A 21869-nucleotide genomic window follows, 5' to 3' on the forward strand; every position below is an offset into this window, starting at 1 on the left:
CAAGCCAAACGCTTGTTTGACTGAGTGGTCACTTTCACCACCCAGTCAATTCGCACCTCACAGCGTGGACAGGAACGCGCTGCCAGCCTCCTGCCACTGGGCGATTTCGACGCGAATGCGCTTCTTGTCCAGTTTGCCGACACTGGTCTTGGGAATTTCAGTAACAAGGGCGATCTGCGTGGGAATCGCCCACTTGTTGATGTGACCTTGCTCGACGAAAGGCTTGAGATGTTCCTTCAAGCCTTTGGCATCCAGCCCCTGCTCTTCAAGCAGTACCAGCAGCGCAAACGGGCGCTCGCCCCACTGCGGATCGGGCACGCCCACCACCGCCACTTCACGCACCGCCGAGTGACGGCTGATCAGGTCCTCCAGCTCCAGCGAGGAAATCCATTCCCCCCCGGTCTTGATCACATCCTTGATTCGGTCGCGGATTTCGATGAAACCCATACCGTCGATGGTCGCCACATCGCCGGTGTGCAGCCAACCATGTGCCCAAAGCTCCTCGCCCTTCTCTGGCTCTCGGAAATAGCCTTGGGTCAGCCAGGGCGCGCGCAGCACCAGCTCGCCCTGGGACTCTCCGTCGCTCGGCAGCAATTTGCCATCGGCATCCATGATTGCGGCTTCCACCAGCGGCACCGGAATACCGGCCTTGATTCGATAGGTGGTGCGCTCGTCCTCGCTACCGGCACGCAGCTCTTCATTGAGGTAAGCGCAGGAAATCAGCGGGCAAGTCTCGGACATGCCATAGGCCGCGGTCAGCTGGATACCACGCTCCTTGGCCGCCTCGTAGAGGGAGCGATTCAGCGCGCTACCACCGATGATCATCTTCATGCCGCCGAAGTCATGGCCCTGCGCACCTGGCGCGCTCAGCACCATCTGCAGGATGGTCGGCACGCAGTGGGAGAAGTTGACCTTCTCTTCCTTGATCAGGCGGCAAAGCATTTCCGGCTCGTAGCGGCCGGGATATACCTGCTTGACCCCAAGCATGGTGGCCACGTAGGGCACGCCCCAGGCATGCACGTGGAACATGGGCGTGATCGGCATGTAGACATCGTCGTTGCCGAGCAGGCGGATGCTGTCCAGGCCGCCCATGGTGGTCGCCATGGACATGGTGTGCAGCACCAGTTGCCGATGAGTGAAGTACACGCCCTTGGGGTTACCAGTGGTGCCTGTGGTATAGAAGGTCGTAGCCACCGAGTTCTCATCGAAATCGGCGAAGTCATAGTGCAGGCTGGCTGCGGCCAGCAGGCTCTCGTACTCGCCAACGAGGTTCGGCAGCTCGGCGTTCTTGTCTTCGCCATCGGTCAACAGCAGGGTCTTCTCGACGGTGGTGAGCTGGCCGGCAATGCCGTTGTACAGCGGCACGAACTCACTGTTGACCAGCACGAAACGGTCCTCGGCGTGGTTCATGGTGTAGAGAATCTGATCCGGCGACAGGCGGATGTTGATGGTGTGCAGCACCGCGCCGAGCATGGGAATGGCGAACATGCACTCCAGATAGCGGTGGCTGTCCCAATCCATCACCGCCACGGTATCGCCGGCCTTGACCCCCGCCTCGCTAAGCACGTTGGCCAGGCGCGCGACACGCTCGTTGAATGTGGCGTAGCTGTAACGCAGCTTGTCGCGATAAACGATTTCACGGGTCTTCTCGTAACGGCTACCGGATAGCAGCAGACGCTTGATCAGCAGCGGATAGGCGTGGGTGTTGTTGGCGGGAGGGATCAGTCGAGTCTGCAGCATGAAGTCACCTTGAGGCACGCGAGGAATAGGTATGCAACGACTCTAGAACGGCTCATGCAGCGCTAAATCAGCCCAAAGAATGATTTGCCACGTGACTCTATGGCCACTTTTGGTCACAGGTTAGAATCAATCCAGCTAGTCAGTCCTGAAACAGGCTTCATCGCCCCATACTTTCGTTCGAGGTAACACCATGTCCGATATCGTCATCGTCAGCGGCGCCCGTACTCCCATGGGCGGTTTTCAAGGCAGCCTGGCCAGCGTGCCCGCTGTCGAGCTGGGCGCTGCTGCCATTCGTGAAGCAGTCAAGCGCGCCGGTATCGAGCCGGCCGATGTGCAGGAAGTGATCATGGGCTGCGTACTGCCGGCTGGTCTCAAGCAAGGTCCGGCCCGCCAGGCTTCGCTCAATGCCGGACTGCCCTCTGCCACCGGTTGCACCACCATTAACAAGCTGTGCGGCTCGGGCATGAAGGCGGTGATGATGGCTTTCGACTCGCTCAAGGCCGGCAGCAACCAGGTAATGATCGCAGGCGGCATGGAAAGCATGTCCAACGCGCCCTATGTGCTGGAAAAGGCCCGCACCGGCCTGCGCATGGGCCATGGCGAGATCAAGGACCACATGTTCCTCGACGGCCTGGAAGACGCGCGCACTGGCCGCCTGATGGGCTCCTTCGCCCAGGAAACGGCCGACCAGTACGGCATCAGCCGCGAGGAAATGGACGCCTATGCCATCGAATCGCTGCGCCGCGCGCAGGCGGCGATCAAGGACGGCTCGCTGGACGCGGAGATCGTTCCGGTCACCGTCACCTCGCGCAAGGGTGAGGTGGTGGTCAAGGATGACGAACAGCCGCTGACGGCCAACCTGGACAAGATTCCTGCGCTCAAACCCGCCTTCAAGAAGGACGGCACCATCACCGCCGCCAACGCCAGTTCGATCTCCGACGGCGCCAGCGCGTTGCTCTTGATGACTGCTGATGAAGCCGCCAAGCGCGGTCTCAAACCACTGGCCAAGGTGGTTGCCCATGCTACCCAGAGTCAGGACCCGAGCGAGTTCACCCTGGCCCCCATCGGCGCCATGAGCAACCTGCTGAAGAAGACCGGCTGGAGCAAGGACGAGATCGACCTGTTCGAGATCAACGAAGCCTTCGCCATGGTGACCATGCTCGCCATGCGCGAACACGGCCTGGATCACGCCAAGGTCAACGTCTTCGGTGGTGCTTGCGCCCAGGGTCATCCGGTCGGTTCCACCGGCTCGCGGATCATCCTCACTCTGATCAACGCCCTGCAGAAGAAAGGCGGCAAACGCGGCGTCGCCTCGCTGTGTATCGGTGGCGGCGAAGCCACTGCAGTCGCCATCGAACTGTTGTAAACCAGCCCATCACCAAAGAGCCCCGCAGTTGCGGGGTTCTTTGGTTTAGCGCATTTCGCTCAGCGCCAGCTTCACACCGATCCCGACCAACACTGCGCCCATCAGCCGATCGAACCAGTGCCCCATGCGGGCAAAGCCGGCGCGCACGCGCTGCTGGCTGAACAGCCAGGCCACCAGGCAGAACCAGAAAGCGGTGGCCAGCGCCAGATAAAGGCCGTAACCGGCCTGCACCGCCACTGGCGTATGCGGATTGATCACCACCGTGAACAGCGACAGGAAGAACAGTGTCGCCTTGGGATTCAAGCCATTGGTGATAAACCCCGTGACGAAGGCACCACGACCGCTGCGTTCGCCGGCTGCCAGATTCAGCTCGGCACTGGCCGGGTCGGCCGGGCGCGCGCGCAGCGCCTTGATGCCGATATACAGCAGATAGGCAGCCGCCAGCCATTTCAGCGCGTTGAACAGCACGATGGACTGCGACACGATCAGGCCGATACCGAGCAACGAATAAGTGACGTGGACCAGAATCCCGCTGCCCACACCGAAGGCGGTGAACAACCCGGCGCGGCGACCGTAGCCGACGCTCTCGCGCACGACGATGGCGAAATCAGGCCCGGGGCTGGCCACGGCCAGCAGGTGAATCAGGGCAACGGTGAGAAATTCAGTCCAGTACATGGTGGCTCCGCATCGACGCTGAAGGTCTGGTAGGCTCGCCAATCTACTCTTGCGAACCTCCTGCGAAAAGGTACAGCTGATGAGCAACAGCCCACGCGCCGTCTTCCTCGACCATGCCTCCCTCGACCTTGGCGACCTCGACATGCAACCGCTGCATCAGGCGTTCGCCGAGCTGACCCTGCACGCGCACACGCGTCCGGATCAGGTCGCCGAACGCCTGCAGGGTGCCCAGGTCGCCATCAGCAACAAGGTGCCGCTGGATGCCACCACCTTCGCGGCCTGCCCCGAGTTGAAACTGGTTCTGGTAACCGCTACCGGCACCAACAACATCGACCTGAAAGCCGCCAGTGCCCATGGCGTGACCGTATGCAACTGCCAGGGCTACGGCACCCCGTCCGTGGCACAACACACCTTTATGTTGCTGCTGGCCCTGGCCACACGCCTGCCCGACTACCAGCGCGATATCGCTGCCGGTCATTGGCAACAAGCCAGTCAGTTCTGCCTGCTCGATCACCCCATCGTCGAACTCGAAGGCAAGACTCTGGGCATGCTCGGCCATGGCGAACTGGGCGGCGCCGTGGCCCGCCTGGCCGAAGCCTTCGGTATGCGCGTGCTGCTTGGCCAACTGCCTGGCCGGCCCGCGCGCGCCGATCGCCTGCCGCTGCACGAACTGCTGCCGCAAGTCGATGCCCTGACCCTGCACTGCCCCCTCAACGAGCAAACCCGCAACCTGATCGGCGCCGAGGAGCTGGCGCTGATGAAGCCGCGGGCGTTCCTGATCAACACCGCGCGTGGCGGCCTGGTCGACGAACAGGCACTGGCCGATGCCCTGCGCAGCGGTCATCTGGGCGGCGCTGCCACCGACGTGCTGACGCAGGAGCCGCCGAAGGATGGCAACCCGCTACTGGCCGCCGATATCCCGCGCCTCATCGTCACCCCGCACAGCGCCTGGGGCAGCCAGGAAGCGCGCCAGCGCATCGTCGGCCAGGTCGTGGAAAACGCCGCTGGTTTCTTCGCCGGTGCGCCGCTGCGAGTCGTCGGGTAAGCTGCGCAGCTTTATTTAGGGAGCGACGGGCCAGCGCTGCGCTTTAACAGCGATGCCCTGGTTTCGCGAGCCGAGATCACTCCCGCCCCTCTTACTTTTCCGCGTCACAGATTTCAGGAAGCACCATGGACCCGCGAAGCGAAGTTCTCCTGCGCCAGGCCGAGCTGTTCAGCGGCGAGCTGTTACTGGCCGGCCTGCCGGCTGACGACCTGCTTGGCGCCCTGCCGCAGGCACATGGCTGGAACTGGCATGCGGGTGATCAGGCACTGCTCACCGCACGCTTTGCCGGTCGCAGCCACTTCGGCATACGCATGCCGGAAGGCGACTATCGCGCCGCTGTGCTGTTCCTGCCCAAGTCACGCGAGCTGACCGACTACCTGCTGCAAGCGCTGACCTCGCGCCTGGCAGGCAAGCCGCTGTACCTGGTCGGTGAAAAACGTGGCGGTATCGAACGCGCAGCGAAACAGCTGGCCGCCTATGGCAAGCCGCGCAAGCTCGACAGCGCGCGACACTGCCAACTCTGGTGCGTCGAAGTGGATCAAGCGCCAGCAGTACCGGACCTGCATGCCCTGGCACAGAGCTACCCATTGCAGTTGGCCGGCGGTGCACTGGAAATCGTTACCCTGCCCGGCGTATTCGCCCATGGCCGCCTGGATCGCGGCAGCGCGCTGCTGCTGGAGCATCTGGATGACTTGCCCAGCGGCCACCTGCTCGACTTCGGTTGCGGCGCTGGCGTGCTCGGCGCCGCGCTCAAAAGGCGTTACCCAGATAGCGAGCTGAGCCTGCTGGATGTCGACGCCTTCGCCCTGGAAAGCAGCCGCCTGACCCTCGCGCGCAATGGCCTGTCAGCCAACCTGATCGCCGGCACGGGCATCGAATCGGCACCCGAGGGACTCAGCGCCATCGTCAGCAACCCGCCGTTCCATCAGGGCGTGCACACCGACTACCAGGCCAGCGAGAACCTGCTGAGCCAGGCGGCTCGCCACTTGATAAAAGGTGGCGAGCTGCGCCTGGTAGCCAACAGTTTCCTCAAGTATCCCCCCCTGATCGAGCGTCATCTCGGCCCCTGCCGCACCCTGGCAGACGCCGATGGATTCCGCATCTACGGCGCCCGACGCTGAATTGGGGTTGCTCCCAATGCGGCGCTTGGGCACAATTGCGCCCGTCCTAGGGGAGTAGTCTCCCGCGAGCGCCCTGCTCGCCCGGTATACGTCAACACACTTGCTCCGCAGAGCATGGCGTATACGACCCAAGGCCTACATAGAGAGGCCTGCGGTTTGACAAGACCTATGACACGTACAACCTATACCCGGGGCGGGAAGGTCGTTCGTGTCATAAGCCGTGTCGACCCGCCCCCTGTAGGAAACCTGATGCTGGAATCGCTGTTCGTCCCCACCCTGATCGTTGCCCTCGCCGAAATTGGTGACAAGACCCAGTTGCTCGCCCTGCTGCTGGCCGCCCGTTTTCGCAAACCCTGGCCGATCATCTGGGGCATAGTCGTCGCCACCCTGGCCAACCACTTCGCCGCTGGCGCCGTCGGCAACTGGGTCGCCGGTTTCTTCTCCCCCGCCACTCTCAGCTGGATTCTCGCTGCCAGCTTCGTCGCCGTGGCGGCCTGGACTCTGGTACCGGACAAACTCGACGACGACGAAGCATCCGGCCTGAAGAAATACGGCCCCTTCCTCACCACGCTAATCGCCTTCTTCCTCGCTGAAATGGGCGACAAGACCCAGGTCGCCACCGTGATGCTGGCCGCGCAGTACCCGCACTTCATCCTGGTGGTGATTGGTACCACGCTGGGCATGTTGATCGCTAACGTACCTGTGGTGCTGGCGGGCAATTTCGCCGCCGAACGCCTGCCGCTGACCCTGATCCGCCGCCTGGCCGCCTGCGCCTTCGCCGCGCTGGCAATCTATGCCGGCTACCAGGCACTGAAGCTGAGCGGCCTGATCTGACGAACCACTGACGTCAACGAGCCGGCATTTCGGCCAATTCCAGCCCCCTCCTCCCTGCTGCTAAAGTGCGTGCCACGTCACATGGAGACGGCCTGCAGCCGGGAGGACAACATGTCATTGGATGATCGCAAGAAGGTGGTGTGCCAGCACATCGACCTGGCCTGGAACAAGGGGCGCCTGGCGCTGGCCGAACAACTGCACAGCCGCGATTTTCTCTACAAGAGCTCGTTCATCGGCACCCCGCTCAGCAGCGCCGGCTTCGCCCAGATGGTCCAGAACATCCGTTACGCCATGCCGGACCTGCAGGTACTGGTCGAGGAATGCATCGCCGAGAACTACAAAGTGGTCACCTGGAGTACCCTGATCGGCACCATCCAGAAACCCGCCCTAGGTTATCCACCCAGCGACAAGGTCCTCAGCATCTCGGCCATGGCCTTCTGGTCCCTGACACCGGGCAATGAGATCCAGGAAATCTGCACCATGTTCGACATGGAAAGCTTCCGCGCTCAGCTGGGCCTGCAACCCCGTCCACTTGCAGAAATCGCCCTGCCCTGAAACGCAAACGGCGCGCCGTGAACAATCACGCCGCGCCGTTTCCTGGCCCGAAATTAACGCCCGGCCTTGGCCTGCTCGTACAGCGGCATCACCTTGGGGATCGCCGCCTGCAGTGAGGCGATACGGCTGCTGGACGACGGGTGGGTACTCATGAACTCGGGCGGTGCCCCACCACCGGCGGCCTCCATCTTCTGCCACAGGCTGATGGCCGCATTCGGGTTGTAGCCCGCGCGTGCGGCCAGCTCCAGGCCAATCAGGTCGGCCTCGTTCTCGTTGCTGCGGCTGTTGGGCAATGTCAGGCTGTACTGCACCACCGTATCCGCCATGGCCATCCCGCTCTCGCCCAGTCCGAGCAAGGCACTGGCGCCCTGTTTGGCCACCTGAATACCGTATGCCTTGGACATCGCCTCACGGCTGTGCTCACGCAGGGCATGCGCCATCTCGTGGCCCATGATCGCGGCGATTTCATCGTCAGTCAGCTTCAGCTGCTCGATGATGCCACTGTAGAAAATGATCTTGCCGCCCGGCCCGCAGTTGGCATTGAGCTCGGGGTTCTTGATCAGATTGACCTCCCACTGCCAGTTGGCGGCATCCGGACGAAAACGCGGCGCCTGCGGAATCAGGCGAGCGGCGACGGCCTGCAGGCGTTTGGCATTGTTACTGGTCTTGTCCAGCACACCCTTGCTCGACGCCTCGCTCAGCGTCTGCTGATAGGACTGCGCGTACATCTGATTGACTTCTTCGGCTGACAGCATGCTGAACATGTACTGCTTGCGCTCCACGCCAACCGCACCACCACTGGTGGTATTGACGGCCTGACACCCTGCCAGCAGCACGGCAGCAGCCAGGCCACTCAGATATAGAACCTTGCTCATCGAGCCTTCTCCTTGAATCGGACGCCCTATGCTAGGCCGCCCCCGTGGCACGAGCAACCGCGTCACTTGCGCGATAGCCGTGCGCCATCTTTGCTAAATGCAACAGCAGCCAGATGCTCCGCATCAGCCTATTAAGGTTTTCCCCTGTCACGGCCGATAGCCCGTAACAGGACACACTGCGCTCGGGAGCTCCCATGAAGTTCAAGTCGATCCAGTTTTCCGTCGCATTCCTCGCCGGAGCCAGTGTGCTGGCAGTGGTCGTGGCATTGGTGCTCTATGCCCTGTTCGCCAGCGACCGAACCCAGAATCTGGTGCAGCAACGCACCCAGGTCCTGCTTGAGCAGGTTATCGAGCAGCGCCTTTCCTCGCTGGCGCAGGCCCAGGTCAGCGAAATCCAGCGAGAACTGGAAGCGCCCCTGCAGATCACCGCCGACCTGGCGCGCGTCAACGCCATGCTCGGCATGACCGATGCCGGCGGCAGCCCGCTGCTCAGCATCAGCCGCGAAGAACTGGCCAACCTGGTGCATGAAACCACGGCGCAGAATCCCAAGCTGCTCGGCAGCTACCTGGGCTGGGAGCCAAACGCCTTCGACGCCAGCGACGATATGTACGCCGGTAGCAAGGAAAATGGCTACGACGGTACCGGCCGTTTCCTGCCTTGGTGGTATCGCAATGCCGACGGCAGTCTCGGTGTCGATGCCATCGGCTCGACCGAGAGCGAGGAACTGCTGCCGACCGGCGTGCGCGCGGGCGAATACTACCTGTGCCCCAAGGAACGCAAACGCCCCTGCGTGATCGATCCAGCCCCCTACGACGTCGGCGGCAAGATGACCATGCTCGCCTCCTTCACCTCACCAATTCTGGTCAACGGCGAGTTTCGTGGTATCGCCGGGGCTGATCTGGCGGTCAACTTCATCCAGGAACTGTTGGTCAAGGCCGACGCCCAGCTCTATGGCGGCGCCGGCGAGATCGCCCTGATCGCCAGCAATGGCCGTATCGTCGCCTCGACCCAAGCACCGGAAAAGCTTGGCGAGCCCGCTACCGAGCTGCTCGACGCCAACGAACTGGCCAACCTGAGCAGCCTGCAGCCTGGCATGCCGAAGTACGACGTGCATGTCGAGGACGATCCCGCCGACAGCCACATCGAGCTATTCCTCAGCTTCACCATCGGCCAGACCGACGCTCGCTGGGTGCTGATGCTGGTACTGCCGCTGGACACCGTGATGGCAGACCTGCGCCAACTGCAGGCTGAGCTTGTCACCCAACGCGACGGCGACACCCTGGGCATGACGCTGGTGGGCTTGCTGATCGCCGGCCTGGGTCTGCTGGTAATCTGGTTCGTCGGCTACGGCATCGCCCGCCCGCTGCGGCAGATGGTCGGCATGCTCGATGACATTGCCAAGGGCGACGGCGACCTGACCGTGCGCCTGCAGGTCGACCGTACGGACGAGCTGGGACAGATCGCTCAAGGCTTCAATGCCTTCCTGGCCAAACTGCAGACGATGATCGCCTCCGTGGTGACCTCGGTGCAGCAGGTCAGCGACTCCTCCGAGCACACCGCCGACATCGCCATCCGCACCAACCAGGGCGTGCAGAAGCAACTGGCCGAGATCGAACTGGTGGCCACGGCGGTACACGAGATGACGGCCACCGCGCAGGATGTCGCGCGCAACGCCACTCATGCTGCCGAGGCGGCCAACCACGCCGACCGCGCGGCCAATCAGGGCAAGCAGGTGGTGCAGGAAACCTCCACCGCCATCGCCGCACTGGCCAGCGAAATCGGCCGCGCCGTGGGCGTGGTGCAGAACCTGGCCAAGGACAGCGAGAACATCAACGCCATCCTTGTCGCCATACGCGGCATTGCTGAGCAGACCAACCTGCTCGCCCTCAATGCGGCCATCGAGGCAGCCCGCGCCGGCGAGCAAGGTCGAGGTTTTGCCGTGGTCGCCGATGAAGTGCGCAACCTGGCGCAGAAGACCCAGCAGGCCACCGAAGAAATCCAGAACATGATCCAGCAGCTGCAGCAGGGCACCCGCGAAGTGGTCAAGGTGATGGAGCAGAGTCAGAGCAAGACCGACGATAGCGTGGAGCACGCCAACCAGGCCGCTCAATCGCTGGAGTCCATCACCCAGGCGGTATCGGTGATCAACGACATGAACACGCAGATCGCCAGCGCGGCCGAGGAACAGAGCGCAGTCGCAGAGGATATCAACCGCAACGTCACCAATATCGGCCAGGTCGCCAACGAGGTGGCCGGCGGTGCCGACGAAGCCAGCCAGGCCAGCGCCCAACTGACCAAGCTGGCCGAACAGCAACGTAGGCTGATCAACCAGTTCAAGGTGTAAGGGACTTCATCACCGCATGCAGCGGCTCTAGGCCAGCCGCGGCGTGCACAGCATGGACGACCCTCGAGACCCTGCGCAGGCTCAAGCCGGAGTCAGACACTCCGGCGCATCCAGCTGTGGATCGTTGACCAACGTTGCCAGCGCGCGCTCACGCAGCGCCATCTGCGGCTTGAGCAGCAGCGCTGCCAGTTGCTCGGGCGGCGTGTCGTTGCTCAACCACAACGCCTGTTCGTGCTCACCGAGAATCAAGGGCCGCCGCAGCGTGGCAGCTTCCTGAGTGATCAGCGCCACGCTCAGGTACTCCTGCCCGCCCACCGGATAAAGCTCCCACAACGCCGCGAAATACATCAGGGGCTCACCGTTGCTCATCCAGTACGGCCGCTTGCGCGCGCCACCGCGCCACTCATAAAAGCCATTGGCCGGCAGCAGCGCGCGGCGCTGGCGGAAGGGCTCACGGAACATCGGCTGCTCGGCCAGGGTTTCGGCGCGGGCATGAGCCGGGGTCTTGGACAGATCCTTGAGCCACGCCGGCGTCAGCCCCCAACGCGCCGCGGCCGCTTGCGGCCCTTGCTCGCCAGCACGCAACATCAGCACCTGACCGTTGGGCGCCAGGTTCCAGTGCGGCTTCTGGTCAGCGGGAAAGCCGGGTAACGCCGCAAAAGCGGGCGACCAGCGGAACAGGGCATAACGTCCACACATGAAACGACTCGACAGGCAGGGGGCGCGTCAACAGAGCAACACGCCCTGAAAGGACTCTGGCTCATCGCCAGGCACAGGTTGCGCCGCATTGTACTCAGCGATCAGCGTCCGTGCCCGCTCGGCGTAGTGATCAGCGACGACCAAGCCGAGCAGGCCGCACGCCGGCAACTCCCCCACCGCACCGACCAGATGCTGACCGAGCAGATGCGCCTCAACGCCCTCACTGGCCAGCATGTCCACCAGCATCTGCCCTTCCAGCAGGTTTTCCGGTTCGTAGATTCGTTGCATCAGTCGTTCTCCCCGCGAACGTCCAACTCCCACTCGGTGCCGTCCGTACGCAGCTCGAACTCGATCGGCCGACAGCACACCGGACAGTCTTCGATGTAGGACTGATCACCACCCGACAAATCCAGCAGCGCCTCGGCCGGCTCGCCGCAATAGGGGCAATAATACAACTGGCTTTCCAGCATCGCGGCCTCCTTGTGACTTGGCGGTATAATCGCCGGTCTACTGCTCACCCTGTTTAAGCAGACCCCCTTTCAACCTTAGCCGTTCTAGAACAAGAGAGCATGATGGGCGCATTCGATGCCATCCGACCCTATGCCGATGCAGAAGTGCGCCCCGTACTGGCGCGCCTGCTCGCCGACCCGGCGTTTCTCGGCACCCTCACCCGTTTTCGCTTCCCGCGCTTGGCCGGGCCACTCGGTTGGCTGCTCAAGCCGCTGATCGCTGCGCGGCTGCGCAGCGAGTTCGCCAGCATCGATTCGGTTTCCAAGCTGCAGGAAAAGATCGAACCCTATATCGATCGCACCATCGAGCATGCCAGTGATGGCATCAGCTACTCCGGCCTGGAACACCTGCAACCGGGCAAGCCCTATCTGTACCTGGCCAACCATCGCGATATCGTCATGGACCCGGCCTTCGTCAATTACGCCGTCTACCACGCCGGCCTGCAGACGCCACGTATCGCCATCGGCGACAACCTGCTGCAGCGCCCCTTCGTCAGCGACCTGATGCGCCTGAACAAGAGCTTCATCGTGCACCGCTCGATCAGCGGGCGACGCGAGAAGCTGGCGGCCTATCAATTGCTCTCGGCCTATATCAACCACTCGATTCGCGAAGATGGCGAGTCGATCTGGATCGCCCAGGCCGAGGGCCGCGCCAAGGACGGCGACGACCGTACCGACTCGGCCATCCTCAAGATGTTCCACATGAGCCGCAAGGATGAGCCGTTCGCCGCCGTGATCGATTCGCTGAACCTGATCCCGGTGTCGATCAGCTACGAGTACGATCCCTGCGACCTGGCCAAGGCCCGCGAACTCTGCGTACGCGCCGCCACGGGCAGCTATACCAAGGCGCCGGGCGAAGACGACGCCAGCATCGCCCTGGGCATCACCGGCTACAAAGGGCGCGTGCATCTGCACTTCAGTCCGCCTGTCGCCGGCCTGGAGGACACCAAGCAGCTTGCCCAAGAGATGGATCGTCACATTCTCGGCCAGTATCGCCTGTTCCCCGTGCACTACCTGGCCTACGCCATGTGGGAAGGCCGCGAGGCCGAGCTGAACGTGCCAGCAGCAAGCGACGTATTCGATGCCGCGGAACTGGCCAAGGCCGAAGCGCAATGGAACAAACGCCTGGCCGCCTGCAGCGCCGAAGAAAAACCGTTCCTGGTCCTGCAGTACGCCAATCCGGTGCGCAACCAGTATCGGATCAAGGCGGGTCTGCCTCTGTAAGAGGCCCGCGCTACAAACGAAAACGGCAGCCTGATGGCTGCCGTTTTCGTTTAGCGCTCAAGCATCAAAGCCGTGTGCTGAGCCAGGACAGCAGCAGGGCTGCGCCCAGGCAGACGGCGCCAAAACGGTAGAAGAAGCGGTTGATGCGCACAGTGCGCTCATCCTGTGCTTCGCTTTCGTCCAGCTCACCCTGAGCCAGCACGCGCGCCATACCGCGCTGCTCACGCACGCGAGTCATCAGACACAGCCAGGCACCCGCCAACGCGAAGAACAATGCCAGCGAATTCACCACCCCGGCCGGATGGACGAGAAACAGCGACCACAACATCTGCAGCGACATGCAACACCTCGAGAACAGCATGGTGCAGCAACCCCGCCACTGCACCAGAATGGGGATTTCGGCCGAGAAACGGTACGTCTCGACCCTCGAAAAGTCGTCGCGCAGTGTACTGAACTAGCGCTTTTATAAGGTTCGTTTCCGACGAACGCGGCCCGCTATCCCGAAATCGTCTGAAAACTGTCATATGCCTGGCCTAGGGTTTGTATCTCCAATAGTGACCAAACAGTCACGACTGTTGCTGGAGCCAAACCTCAACGTCCCTGGAGGACCTGCCATGCTTAATTCACAACCGCTGGATCGCGATTACCTGATCGACTCGCTGGATGAAGTGGACGCCGTGGTCGACGAACTCTCCTTCAACGTGCAGGACCAGCACTGGCTGGTGTACTGCGCCCTTGGCGGTCACGAGCATTACGACCTGCCGGACATCGACAACCGCACCGGCATGAGCCTGCCGGAGTTCTACGCCGAAGCGGCATGAAGACCCAGGACAAATGAAAACGCCCCGCAATGCGGGGCGTTTTTCGTAGCGATGCTAGGACTTACTGCAGCAGAACCTGGCCAATGGTCGGGTCCTTGAACGCACGGGTCAGCGCGTCGCTGAGCACGTCACCCACCAGCTTGGTGTTGGTCTGCTGGTTCGGTGCAGTGCCGAAACGCTGGTTCAGCGAGGCGCCGTAACGGCCGGTATAGCGGCGGCTGCCACCTTGAACGTCAGCGCGAATGGAAGCGGAGATATCCGCCTCGGTGACGTACATACCCTCTTTCGGCGACTGATACTTCAATTCCGCCAGGGTGATGGTCAGCTGCGGCGCGTTGTAGGCGTTGGCCGACGGGGTGAAGCCGAGCAGACGTACAGCAGCCTCGGCCTCAGCCTGCAGCTTGGGCAGCACATACTCGGGGCTGACGCTGATGGAACTGGTTTCCGGATACAGGCCACCGCGGGTGCCAAGCACCGGCGAAGGACGGCCATCGACCACGCGCACCACCACCGGCTGGCCCTGACCCACGGGAGTCAATGAGCTGGTGAGCTTGGGTTGCGGGGTGAGTTGCTGAGGGCTGAGGGCGCAACCGGCCAGAGTCAGGCTGGCGGCAGCAAGCAAGGCGATCAACGCACGGTGCAGCATGCTCATCTCTCCGAGTGAGGTAAAAGTGGCCGGCAGTATACCCAGCGCGGCCTGAGGCCGACAGTGGTGCAGCATAGGACCGCCAGCACAGCATTGCGGTTCCTGTCATCGGCCTGTCACCGCGCCCTGGCATAAAGATACCCGTCACCACGCTGGAGCCTTCGCCATGCTGTTGCGCCGTCTGTTCAGCCGCGCTCGCCCGATGCGCCATTTTGCCCTGATCGATGGTCAGGGGCTTTGCCGTGCCCTGCGGCAGATGCAGGAACACCCGAGCCAGCCTGGCTGGGTGGAAGTTCGCGAGCCGAGCATCTCCTGGCTGGGCTCCCCCTTGCCTGCCAGCGCCCGAATCACCCCGGTCGTCACACACGCACCAGCCGCTCGCCCGTTGGCGGCCTGACCGGCGGAAGAATAAAAGTCACGCAGGGGCGATCAATTTCCCCTCATTCACCGTTATAATCACGCCCCGATTATAAGGACGTCTCCTGATCGGGCCGAACGACCTCGCCGATGCAACGTCATCGCCCCGCCCCAGAGAGTCGCCCACTTCGAGCTGCCGCTTCCGGCCAGCCGCTTTCCGCCCATATGCAGAGCAGTTATGCAGCCATGCATTGCATGATTTGCACGGGCAAAAGCGCGCCGAGGCAGTCGAGCTTTTGAGGTTCACCGCTCCAAAAGAGCGTGAAAAAACGGTTTTTACAAACTTCACAAGAGTGTGGCGAACAGATGAACAGTTTTGCGTCCGCAAATCCCAGCCTTGACCCTCCCCGCCGAACGACAGGGCATCACGCCTGAGTCTGCCGGTATCGCCCTGAAAGGCCGAACGGCCATCCATCTGGTGCAGTTTTCTTGGAGAGAGGTTAATGGCGCATAACGATTACCAAAGCGTAGATGTGGTGCTGGTTGGCGCTGGCATCATGAGCGCGACCCTGGGCGTACTGCTCAAGGAACTCAACCCCGGCATCACCCTGGAAGTGGTAGAGCTGCGCGAGTCCGGCGCAGTGGAAAGCTCCAACCCCTGGAACAACGCCGGCACCGGTCACGCCGCGCTGTGCGAGCTGAACTACACCCCGGAAGGCGCGGACGGCAGCATCGACATCAAGAAGTCGGTGAACATCAACGCCCAGTTCGAGGAGTCCAAGCAGTTCTGGGCCTACCTGATCGAAAAAGGCGCGATCAACTCGCCGAAGACCTTCATCAACCCGGTGCCGCACATGAGCTTCGTGCGCGGCGAAAGCGGCATCGCCTTCCTCAAGAAGCGTTTCGAGGCCCTGCGTCAGCATCACGCCTTCACCGAGATGGAATACACCGAGGATCGCGCCACCATCACCGAATGGGCGCCGCTGCTGATCCCGGGCCGCGATGACAGCGAACCGTTGGCGATGACCCGTGTGCAGGCCGGCACCGACGTCAACTTCGGCGCGGTCACCGAGCAGATGCTCGCCTACCTGACCACCCAGCCCGACGCCAAGGTCACCTGCAACCAGAAGGTCACCGACCTCAAACGCGACGGTGAAGGCTGGCTGGTGGACATCAAGGACACCCGCTCCGGCGCCACGCGCAAGCTCAAGAGCAAGTTCGTCTTCCTCGGCGCTGGCGGCGGCGCGCTGCCGCTTCTGCAGCTGTCCGGCATCCCCGAAGGCAAAGGCTTTGGCGGCTTCCCGGTGAGTGGCCAGTGGCTGCGCTGCGACAACCCTGAGATCGTCAAGCAGCACCAGGCCAAGGTCTACAGCCAGGCTGCCGTGGGCTCGCCACCGATGTCGGTACCGCACCTCGATACCCGCGTGGTCGATGGCAAGAAATCCCTGCTATTCGGCCCCTACGCCGGCTTCACCACCAAGTTCCTCAAGCACGGCTCGTTCCTTGACCTGCCGCTGTCGGTACGCCCCAACAACCTCGGCCCGATGCTGGCGGTGGCGCGCGACAACATGGACCTGACCCGCTACCTGATCAAGGAAGTGATGCAGTCCGAGGAGCAGCGCCTGAACACCCTGCGCGGCTTCTACCCCGAAGCCAAGGCAGAGGACTGGCGCCTGGAAGTCGCTGGCCAGCGCGTGCAGATCATCAAGAAGGACAGTAAGAACGGCGGCGTGCTGCAGTTCGGCACCGAACTGGTGGCTGCAGCCGACGGCACCATCGCCGCATTGCTCGGCGCCTCGCCGGGCGCATCGGTCACCGTGTCGATCATGCTCGACCTGATTCGCCGCTGCTTCCCCGAGCAGGCCAAGAGCGACGAATGGCGCAGCAAACTGGACGAGATCTTCCCGGCCATGGCCGATGTTCTGTCCAGCGACGCCGCGCGCTACCACGAAGTGCAGACGCAATCGAATCAGCGCCTGCAGCTCGACATCCCCAGCGCCTGATCGTCACGCACGAAAAACCGCCCTTCGGGGCGGTTTTTTATGGGGTTACTGCTGACCCCAAGGCAGAATCGGAATGGCCGTCACCGCATTCTGCGGGCTGCCCTCGATCACCCGGTCGCTGTAGACCAGATACACCAGTGTGTTGCGCTTGCTGTCGAAGAAACGCACCACCTGCATGGTCTTGAACACCAGCGAAGTGCGTTCCTTGAACACCTCCTCGCCGTCCTTGAGCGTGCCCTTGAAGGCAATGGGACCGACCTGGCGGCAGGCGATGGAGGCCTCGGCCCGATCCTCGGCCAGGCCCAGACCACCCTTCACTCCGCCGGTCTTGGCCCGCGACAGGTAGCAAGTCACACCATCCACCTTGGGGTCATCGAAGGCCTCGACGACGATCTTGTCGTTCGGCCCCACCCATTTGAACACCGTCGACACCTCGCCGATGGTTTCGGCCAGCGCCAGGTTGGGCAGCATCAACACACCCAAGGCAATGCCCTTGAACAGCCCCATGAGCGTCTCCTTCATACGAGGATCAGATTGTCGCGATGCACCAGCTCCGGCTCATCGACATAGCCCAGCAGCTTCTCGATGGCGTCCGACGGCTGGCCGATGATCTTCTGTGCTTCCAGCGCACTGTAGTTGACCAGGCCACGGGCGACCTCACGGCCGTCAGGCGATACGCAGACCACCATCTCGCCACGGCGGAAGCTACCCTGCACAGCCTTCACGCCGACCGGCAGCAGGCTCTTGCGATCCTGGCTCAACGCCTTCACCGCACCGGCATCCAGCACCAGGGTGCCACGGGTCTGCAGGTGACCAGCCAGCCACTGCTTGCGCGCCGCCAGCAAGCCACGCTCGGGGGCCAGCAGCGTGCCCAAACGCTCGCCCGACTTGAGCCGCGCCAACACCTGCTCGATGGCTCCACCAACGATCACCGTATGCGCCCCGGAGCGCGCAGCCAGACGCGAAGCACGCAACTTGGTCTGCATACCACCACGGCCCAGCGCACCACCGACGCCACCAGCTACCGCATCCAGTGCCGGGTCATCGGCGCGGGCTTCGAAGATCAGCTCGGCATCGGGATTGTGGCGCGGGTCGGCGTTGTACATGCCATCGCGGTCGGTGAGGATCACCAGCAGATCGGCTTCCACCAGGTTGGCTACCAGCGCGGCCAGGGTGTCGTTGTCGCCGAAGCGGATTTCATCGGTGACCACGGTGTCGTTCTCGTTGATCACCGGAATTACGTCGAGATTCACCAAGGTGCGCAGGGTGCTGCGCGCGTTGAGGTAGCGCTTGCGGTCGGAGAGATCGTCGTGCGTCAGCAGCACCTGTGCGGTACGCCGGCTGTGCTCGGCAAAGCTCGACTCCCAGGCCTGCACCAGGGCCATCTGGCCAATGGCGGCAGCGGCCTGCAGCTCGTGCATCGCGCTGGGTCGGCTGGTCCAGCCGAGACGGCTCATGCCGGCAGCCACCGCGCCGGAGGACACCAGCACCAGTTCCACGCCCTGCTCACGCAGCGCGACCATCTGCTTGACCCACACCGCCATGGCCGCACGATCCAGGCCACGCCCGTCGGCGGTCAGCAGCGCGCTGCCGATCTTCACCACCCAGCGCCGCGCGCCGGTCACCTTGTCACGCATGATCTTCCAACCTTAGCCAGAAAATGATGGGGTCCACCCCACCTACAAAAACGCCGCAATTAAGCGGCGTTGAAAATTTGCTTAATCCCGGACGTAAATGATTTCCGGGCCATCGTCGTCTTCTTCGTCGAGGAAGTCATCGTCCTCGTCGATATCATCGACACTGCGCACACCGGATTTACGCAGCGCACGCTGATCGTCCAGCGCCTGCAGACGGGCACGCGCCTCGTCTTCGATGCGCTGATCCAGCTCGGCCAGTTCCTCGGCGAATACCGGGTCCTCGGCGATGCGCTCGGCACGCACTTCCAGGTAATGCATGATGTCGCGGCTGATGCGCTCGGTGCCGTCGCGGCTGATGGCCGAGACCACGTAAACCGGTCCCTGCCAGTTCAGACGGGCAACGATATCGGCCTTGCGCGCCTCGCGCTCGTCCTCGGGTACCTGGTCCATCTTGTTCAGCACCAGCCAGCGATCGCGCTCGGCCAACGCCGGACTGAAGCGCCCCAGCTCGTCGATGATCACCTGCGCAGCCTCGGCCGGATCGCTCTCGTCCAGCGGCGCCATGTCCACCAGATGCAGCAGCAGGCGAGTACGCGCCAGGTGCTTGAGGAAGCGAATGCCCAGACCGGCACCGTCCGAAGCGCCTTCGATCAGCCCCGGAATGTCGGCGACGACGAAGCTCTTGAAGCGATCGACGCTGACCACGCCCAGGTTCGGTACCAGGGTGGTGAAGGGGTAATCGGCGACTTTCGGCTTGGCGGCGGAAACGGCGCGAATGAAGGTGCTCTTGCCGGCATTGGGCAGACCGAGCAGGCCGACGTCGGCCAGCACTTTCAGCTCGAGCTTGAGATCGCGCGACTCGCCCGGCTTGCCCGGCGTGGTCTGCCGCGGCGCACGGTTGGTGCTGGACTTGAAGCGGGTGTTGCCCAGGCCGTGCCAGCCGCCCTGAGCGACCATCAGGCGCTGACCGGGCTTGACCAGGTCACCAATCACTTCCTGCGTGGCCACATCGATCACCGTGGTGCCGACCGGCACCGGCAGGATCAGATCCTCGCCCTTGGCGCCGGTGCAGTCGGTGCTACCGCCCTTCTCGCCATTCTGCGCGTTGAATTTGCGCGTATAGCGGTAATCGATCAGGGTGTTGAGGTTGGCATCGGCCTCGAGGAATACCGAGCCGCCGTCGCCGCCGTCGCCGCCGTTGGGGCCGCCCTTCTCGATGAACTTCTCGCGACGGAAGGCCATCATGCCGTTACCGCCGTCACCGGCTTTTACAAAAATCGAAACTTCGTCGACAAATTTCATGGATACGCCTCCCGCAAGCGCTGCGGGTCAACAGAACAACGTAAAGGCCCTTGCCGGATCACCCCACGCAAACAGCGTGGCGTTACGGGTGATCGGGCAAGAACCCAAGAATACAGAAACAAAAAAGCCCCGTCCTACGGACAGGGCTTTTCCAGCGCGTAGGCGATTAGGCCTGAACGACGCTCACGTAGCGACGGCCGAAAGCGCCCTTCACTTCGAACTTGACCACGCCTTCGATTTTAGCGAAGAGGGTGTGGTCTTTGCCCATGCCCACGCCGAAACCCGGGTGGAACTCGGTGCCGCGCTGACGAACGATGATGTTACCGGCCTTGATGACCTGACCACCGTACATTTTCACGCCAAGGCGTTTACTTTCGGAATCGCGGCCGTTACGGGTAGAACCGCCAGCTTTTTTGTGTGCCATGAGTCAATACTCCTATAAAGGATCGGGGCCGACGAATCAGGCCTGGATACCGGTGATTTTGATCTCAGTGAACCACTGACGGTGGCCCTGACGCTTCATGTGGTGCTTACGACGGCGGAACTTGATGATGCGCACTTTATCGTGACGGCCTTGCGACACGACTTCGGCAACCACTTTAGCGCCGTCTACGACCGGAGCGCCGATCTGAACGTCGTCGCCATTGCCGATCAGCAGAACGCGATCGAAAGTCACGGCTTCGCCGGTAGCGACTTCGAGCTTCTCGATCTTGAGGAATTCGCCTTCGGTGACTTTGTATTGCTTGCCACCAGTAACAATTACTGCGTACATGGTAAATCTCCGTTGATCCTGCTCACCCAGCGCTTTAGAAAAGTCGTTATTGGCTGGCATGGCTGCTTGGGGCCGGAAGTGACACCCTTGCAATTGCGTAAGGCAGGGAAATGCCCAGGGGGAAGTTCAGGGTGCGCGATTGTACGCAAGCGCCGAACGCTTCGCAAGGGGCGCCAGTGCTTGCCTTGACAGCCCCTACCCTGCCACCTAGCATGCCGCGCAACCTCACAGGAGCACCAGTCGCCGATGCAACCCCAGGCTTTCTACCGCGTGGTAGCGGACGATTTCACCGCCGTCGATGGCATCATTCGCCAACAGGTGGTTTCCCGCGTGCCGCTGGTGGAAAAGATCGGCGACTATATCATCTCCGCTGGCGGCAAACGCCTGCGCCCGCTTCTGGTGCTGCTCAGCGGTCGCTCGCTGGGTTACCAGGCCGACGACCTGCGCCTGCTGGCCGCCACCATCGAGTTTCTACACACTGCCACCCTGCTGCATGACGATGTGGTCGACATGTCCGACATGCGCCGCGGGCGCAGCACCGCCAACGCCCAGTGGGGCAACGCACCGAGCGTGCTGGTGGGCGACTTCCTTTATTCACGCTCGTTCGAAATGATGGTCGAGCTCGGCTCCATGCCGGTAATGAAGATTCTCTCCCACGCCACCCGCGTGATCGCCGAAGGCGAAGTGCTGCAACTGTCCAAGGTACGCGACGCCAGCACCACGGAAGAGACCTATATGGAAGTCATCCGTGGCAAGACAGCGATGCTGTTCGAGGCCTCGACCCACAGTGCCGCCGCCCTGGCCGGCGCCAACGAGGCGCAGCGCGAAGCCCTGCGCACCTTCGGCGACCACCTGGGTATCGCCTTCCAACTGGTCGACGACCTGCTCGACTACAAGGGCGACGCGGCCGAGCTGGGCAAGAACGTCGGTGACGACCTGGCCGAAGGCAAGCCGACCCTGCCGCTGATCTACACCATGCGTGAAGGCACCGAGGAACAGGCCGCTCTGGTACGCCGTGCGATTCAGAAAGGCGGTATCGAAGACCTGGAAAGCATCCGCGCTGCCGTGGATGCCGCTGGCGCTCTGGATTACACCGCACAACTCGCCCGCGACTACGCCGAACGCGCCATTGCCTGCCTGGAAGTGCTACCGGCCGGCGAATATCGCGATGCGCTGATCGAGTTGAGCCGTTTCGCCGTCGCTCGTACACATTGAAAGCAGCGGTGCGCACGGCGCACCCTACGGAAAGTCGCGCGCATCATGCCCGTAGGGTGCGCCGTGCGCACCAGCTGCCAGAAACGAAAACGCCCCGAACCAGTCGGGGCGTTTTGCGTTCAGGCCTG

The 21869-nt window shown here is 62.6% G+C and carries 24 protein-coding genes and 1 riboswitch; of the genes, 11 read left to right on the top strand and 13 right to left on the bottom strand.

Features of this window, described 5'->3' with window-relative positions; translation table 11 throughout:
• Positions 1-57: 57 nt before the first annotated feature.
• On the bottom strand, positions 58-1740 hold the full coding sequence (locus tag JWV26_RS05330; protein ID WP_206418555.1) for a fatty acid--CoA ligase: 1683 nt from the start codon (positions 1738-1740) through the stop codon (positions 58-60).
• A 190-nt stretch (positions 1741-1930) separates the two neighbouring features.
• Between JWV26_RS05330 and JWV26_RS05335 the strand changes: the two genes are divergently transcribed.
• Positions 1931-3106 carry a thiolase family protein gene (locus JWV26_RS05335; protein WP_206418556.1) on the top strand — a complete coding sequence of 392 codons (1176 nt, stop codon included), beginning with the start codon at positions 1931-1933 and terminating at the stop codon, positions 3104-3106.
• Positions 3107-3151: 45 nt separating this feature from the next.
• Here the strand turns inward: JWV26_RS05335 and JWV26_RS05340 are convergent, their stop codons facing one another.
• Positions 3152-3781, bottom strand: a complete 630-nt coding sequence (locus JWV26_RS05340; protein ID WP_206418557.1) for a LysE family translocator — start codon at positions 3779-3781, stop codon at positions 3152-3154.
• A 79-nt stretch (positions 3782-3860) separates the two neighbouring features.
• Between JWV26_RS05340 and JWV26_RS05345 the strand changes: the two genes are divergently transcribed.
• The 4 genes from JWV26_RS05345 (at position 3861) to JWV26_RS05360 (ending at position 7336) form a co-directional block, all read left to right on the top strand.
• Complete coding sequence (locus JWV26_RS05345; RefSeq protein WP_206418558.1) at positions 3861-4826, top strand: 2-hydroxyacid dehydrogenase; 966 nt, start codon at positions 3861-3863, stop codon at positions 4824-4826.
• A 125-nt stretch (positions 4827-4951) separates the two neighbouring features.
• Complete coding sequence (locus JWV26_RS05350; protein WP_206418559.1) at positions 4952-5947, top strand: class I SAM-dependent methyltransferase; 996 nt, start codon at positions 4952-4954, stop codon at positions 5945-5947.
• 37 nt (positions 5948-5984) lie between these two features.
• Positions 5985-6105: riboswitch (yybP-ykoY riboswitch) on the top strand.
• A gap of 94 nt (positions 6106-6199) precedes the next feature.
• A complete protein-coding gene (locus tag JWV26_RS05355; protein ID WP_139271244.1) occupies positions 6200-6781 on the top strand; it encodes a TMEM165/GDT1 family protein in 582 nt (193 codons plus the stop codon).
• Between the two features lie 111 nt (positions 6782-6892).
• Positions 6893-7336, top strand: coding sequence for an ester cyclase (locus JWV26_RS05360; RefSeq protein WP_206418560.1), 444 nt, complete (start codon positions 6893-6895; stop codon positions 7334-7336).
• Between the two features lie 53 nt (positions 7337-7389).
• Here JWV26_RS05360 and JWV26_RS05365 read toward each other — a convergent pair whose 3' ends face one another.
• Positions 7390-8211, bottom strand: a complete 822-nt coding sequence (locus JWV26_RS05365) for a M48 family metallopeptidase (RefSeq protein WP_072424307.1) — start codon at positions 8209-8211, stop codon at positions 7390-7392.
• A 194-nt stretch (positions 8212-8405) separates the two neighbouring features.
• On the opposite strand from JWV26_RS05365, the gene JWV26_RS05370 reads away from it, so the two are divergent.
• Positions 8406-10556 (top strand): methyl-accepting chemotaxis protein, encoded by a 2151-nt coding sequence (locus tag JWV26_RS05370; RefSeq protein ID WP_093052872.1) that lies wholly within the window; start codon positions 8406-8408, stop codon positions 10554-10556.
• Between the two features lie 81 nt (positions 10557-10637).
• On the opposite strand, the gene JWV26_RS05375 is transcribed toward JWV26_RS05370, so the two are convergent.
• From JWV26_RS05375 to JWV26_RS05385, 3 genes are read right to left on the bottom strand one after another with little or no spacing between them, the layout of a single operon-like run.
• Positions 10638-11255, bottom strand: a complete 618-nt coding sequence (locus tag JWV26_RS05375) for an SOS response-associated peptidase (protein WP_055986979.1) — start codon at positions 11253-11255, stop codon at positions 10638-10640.
• Between the two features lie 27 nt (positions 11256-11282).
• Complete coding sequence (locus JWV26_RS05380; protein WP_072424310.1) at positions 11283-11543, bottom strand: putative signal transducing protein; 261 nt, start codon at positions 11541-11543, stop codon at positions 11283-11285.
• Positions 11543-11725: a CPXCG motif-containing cysteine-rich protein gene (locus tag JWV26_RS05385; RefSeq protein WP_017675389.1), complete on the bottom strand. Its 183-nt coding sequence runs from the start codon at positions 11723-11725 to the stop codon at positions 11543-11545. The genes JWV26_RS05380 and JWV26_RS05385 overlap by 1 nt, the downstream gene beginning before the upstream one ends.
• 99 nt (positions 11726-11824) lie before the next feature.
• On the opposite strand from JWV26_RS05385, the gene JWV26_RS05390 reads away from it, so the two are divergent.
• Positions 11825-12988 carry a 1-acyl-sn-glycerol-3-phosphate acyltransferase gene (locus tag JWV26_RS05390; protein WP_206418561.1) on the top strand — a complete coding sequence of 388 codons (1164 nt, stop codon included), beginning with the start codon at positions 11825-11827 and terminating at the stop codon, positions 12986-12988.
• A gap of 64 nt (positions 12989-13052) precedes the next feature.
• Here the strand turns inward: JWV26_RS05390 and JWV26_RS05395 are convergent, their stop codons facing one another.
• On the bottom strand, positions 13053-13328 hold the full coding sequence (locus JWV26_RS05395) for a hypothetical protein (RefSeq protein WP_074916392.1): 276 nt from the start codon (positions 13326-13328) through the stop codon (positions 13053-13055).
• Between the two features lie 274 nt (positions 13329-13602).
• Between JWV26_RS05395 and JWV26_RS05400 the strand changes: the two genes are divergently transcribed.
• Positions 13603-13809 (top strand): hypothetical protein, encoded by a 207-nt coding sequence (locus tag JWV26_RS05400; RefSeq protein ID WP_004424534.1) that lies wholly within the window; start codon positions 13603-13605, stop codon positions 13807-13809.
• A gap of 61 nt (positions 13810-13870) precedes the next feature.
• On the opposite strand, the gene JWV26_RS05405 is transcribed toward JWV26_RS05400, so the two are convergent.
• Positions 13871-14455, bottom strand: coding sequence for a YajG family lipoprotein (locus JWV26_RS05405; RefSeq protein ID WP_004424536.1), 585 nt, complete (start codon positions 14453-14455; stop codon positions 13871-13873).
• Between the two features lie 166 nt (positions 14456-14621).
• Here JWV26_RS05405 and JWV26_RS05410 point away from each other — a divergent pair, with 166 nt between their 5' ends.
• Both JWV26_RS05410 and mqo read left to right on the top strand, forming a co-directional pair.
• Positions 14622-14852: a hypothetical protein gene (locus tag JWV26_RS05410; RefSeq protein WP_072424313.1), complete on the top strand. Its 231-nt coding sequence runs from the start codon at positions 14622-14624 to the stop codon at positions 14850-14852.
• 463 nt (positions 14853-15315) lie between these two features.
• Positions 15316-16815, top strand: coding sequence for a malate dehydrogenase (quinone) (gene mqo / locus JWV26_RS05415; RefSeq protein ID WP_206418562.1), 1500 nt, complete (start codon positions 15316-15318; stop codon positions 16813-16815).
• A gap of 45 nt (positions 16816-16860) precedes the next feature.
• On the opposite strand, the gene JWV26_RS05420 is transcribed toward mqo, so the two are convergent.
• From JWV26_RS05420 to rplU, 5 genes are all read right to left on the bottom strand, one after another.
• Complete coding sequence (locus tag JWV26_RS05420) at positions 16861-17322, bottom strand: CreA family protein (protein WP_206418563.1); 462 nt, start codon at positions 17320-17322, stop codon at positions 16861-16863.
• Between the two features lie 11 nt (positions 17323-17333).
• Positions 17334-18452 carry a glutamate 5-kinase gene (proB, locus tag JWV26_RS05425; protein ID WP_196459093.1) on the bottom strand — a complete coding sequence of 373 codons (1119 nt, stop codon included), beginning with the start codon at positions 18450-18452 and terminating at the stop codon, positions 17334-17336.
• Positions 18453-18533: 81 nt separating this feature from the next.
• Positions 18534-19754, bottom strand: coding sequence for an Obg family GTPase CgtA (gene cgtA / locus JWV26_RS05430; protein WP_017675396.1), 1221 nt, complete (start codon positions 19752-19754; stop codon positions 18534-18536).
• Between the two features lie 166 nt (positions 19755-19920).
• Complete coding sequence (gene rpmA, locus JWV26_RS05435; protein WP_003240427.1) at positions 19921-20178, bottom strand: 50S ribosomal protein L27; 258 nt, start codon at positions 20176-20178, stop codon at positions 19921-19923.
• A 36-nt stretch (positions 20179-20214) separates the two neighbouring features.
• A complete protein-coding gene (gene rplU, locus JWV26_RS05440; RefSeq protein ID WP_004424548.1) occupies positions 20215-20526 on the bottom strand; it encodes a 50S ribosomal protein L21 in 312 nt (103 codons plus the stop codon).
• 246 nt (positions 20527-20772) lie between these two features.
• On the opposite strand from rplU, the gene JWV26_RS05445 reads away from it, so the two are divergent.
• Complete coding sequence (locus JWV26_RS05445; protein WP_206418564.1) at positions 20773-21741, top strand: polyprenyl synthetase family protein; 969 nt, start codon at positions 20773-20775, stop codon at positions 21739-21741.
• The last annotated feature ends 128 nt before the right edge of the window (positions 21742-21869 follow it).

This window comes from Ectopseudomonas toyotomiensis, from assembly GCF_017167985.1.
GTDB classification, from domain to species: domain Bacteria; phylum Pseudomonadota; class Gammaproteobacteria; order Pseudomonadales; family Pseudomonadaceae; genus Aquipseudomonas; species Aquipseudomonas toyotomiensis.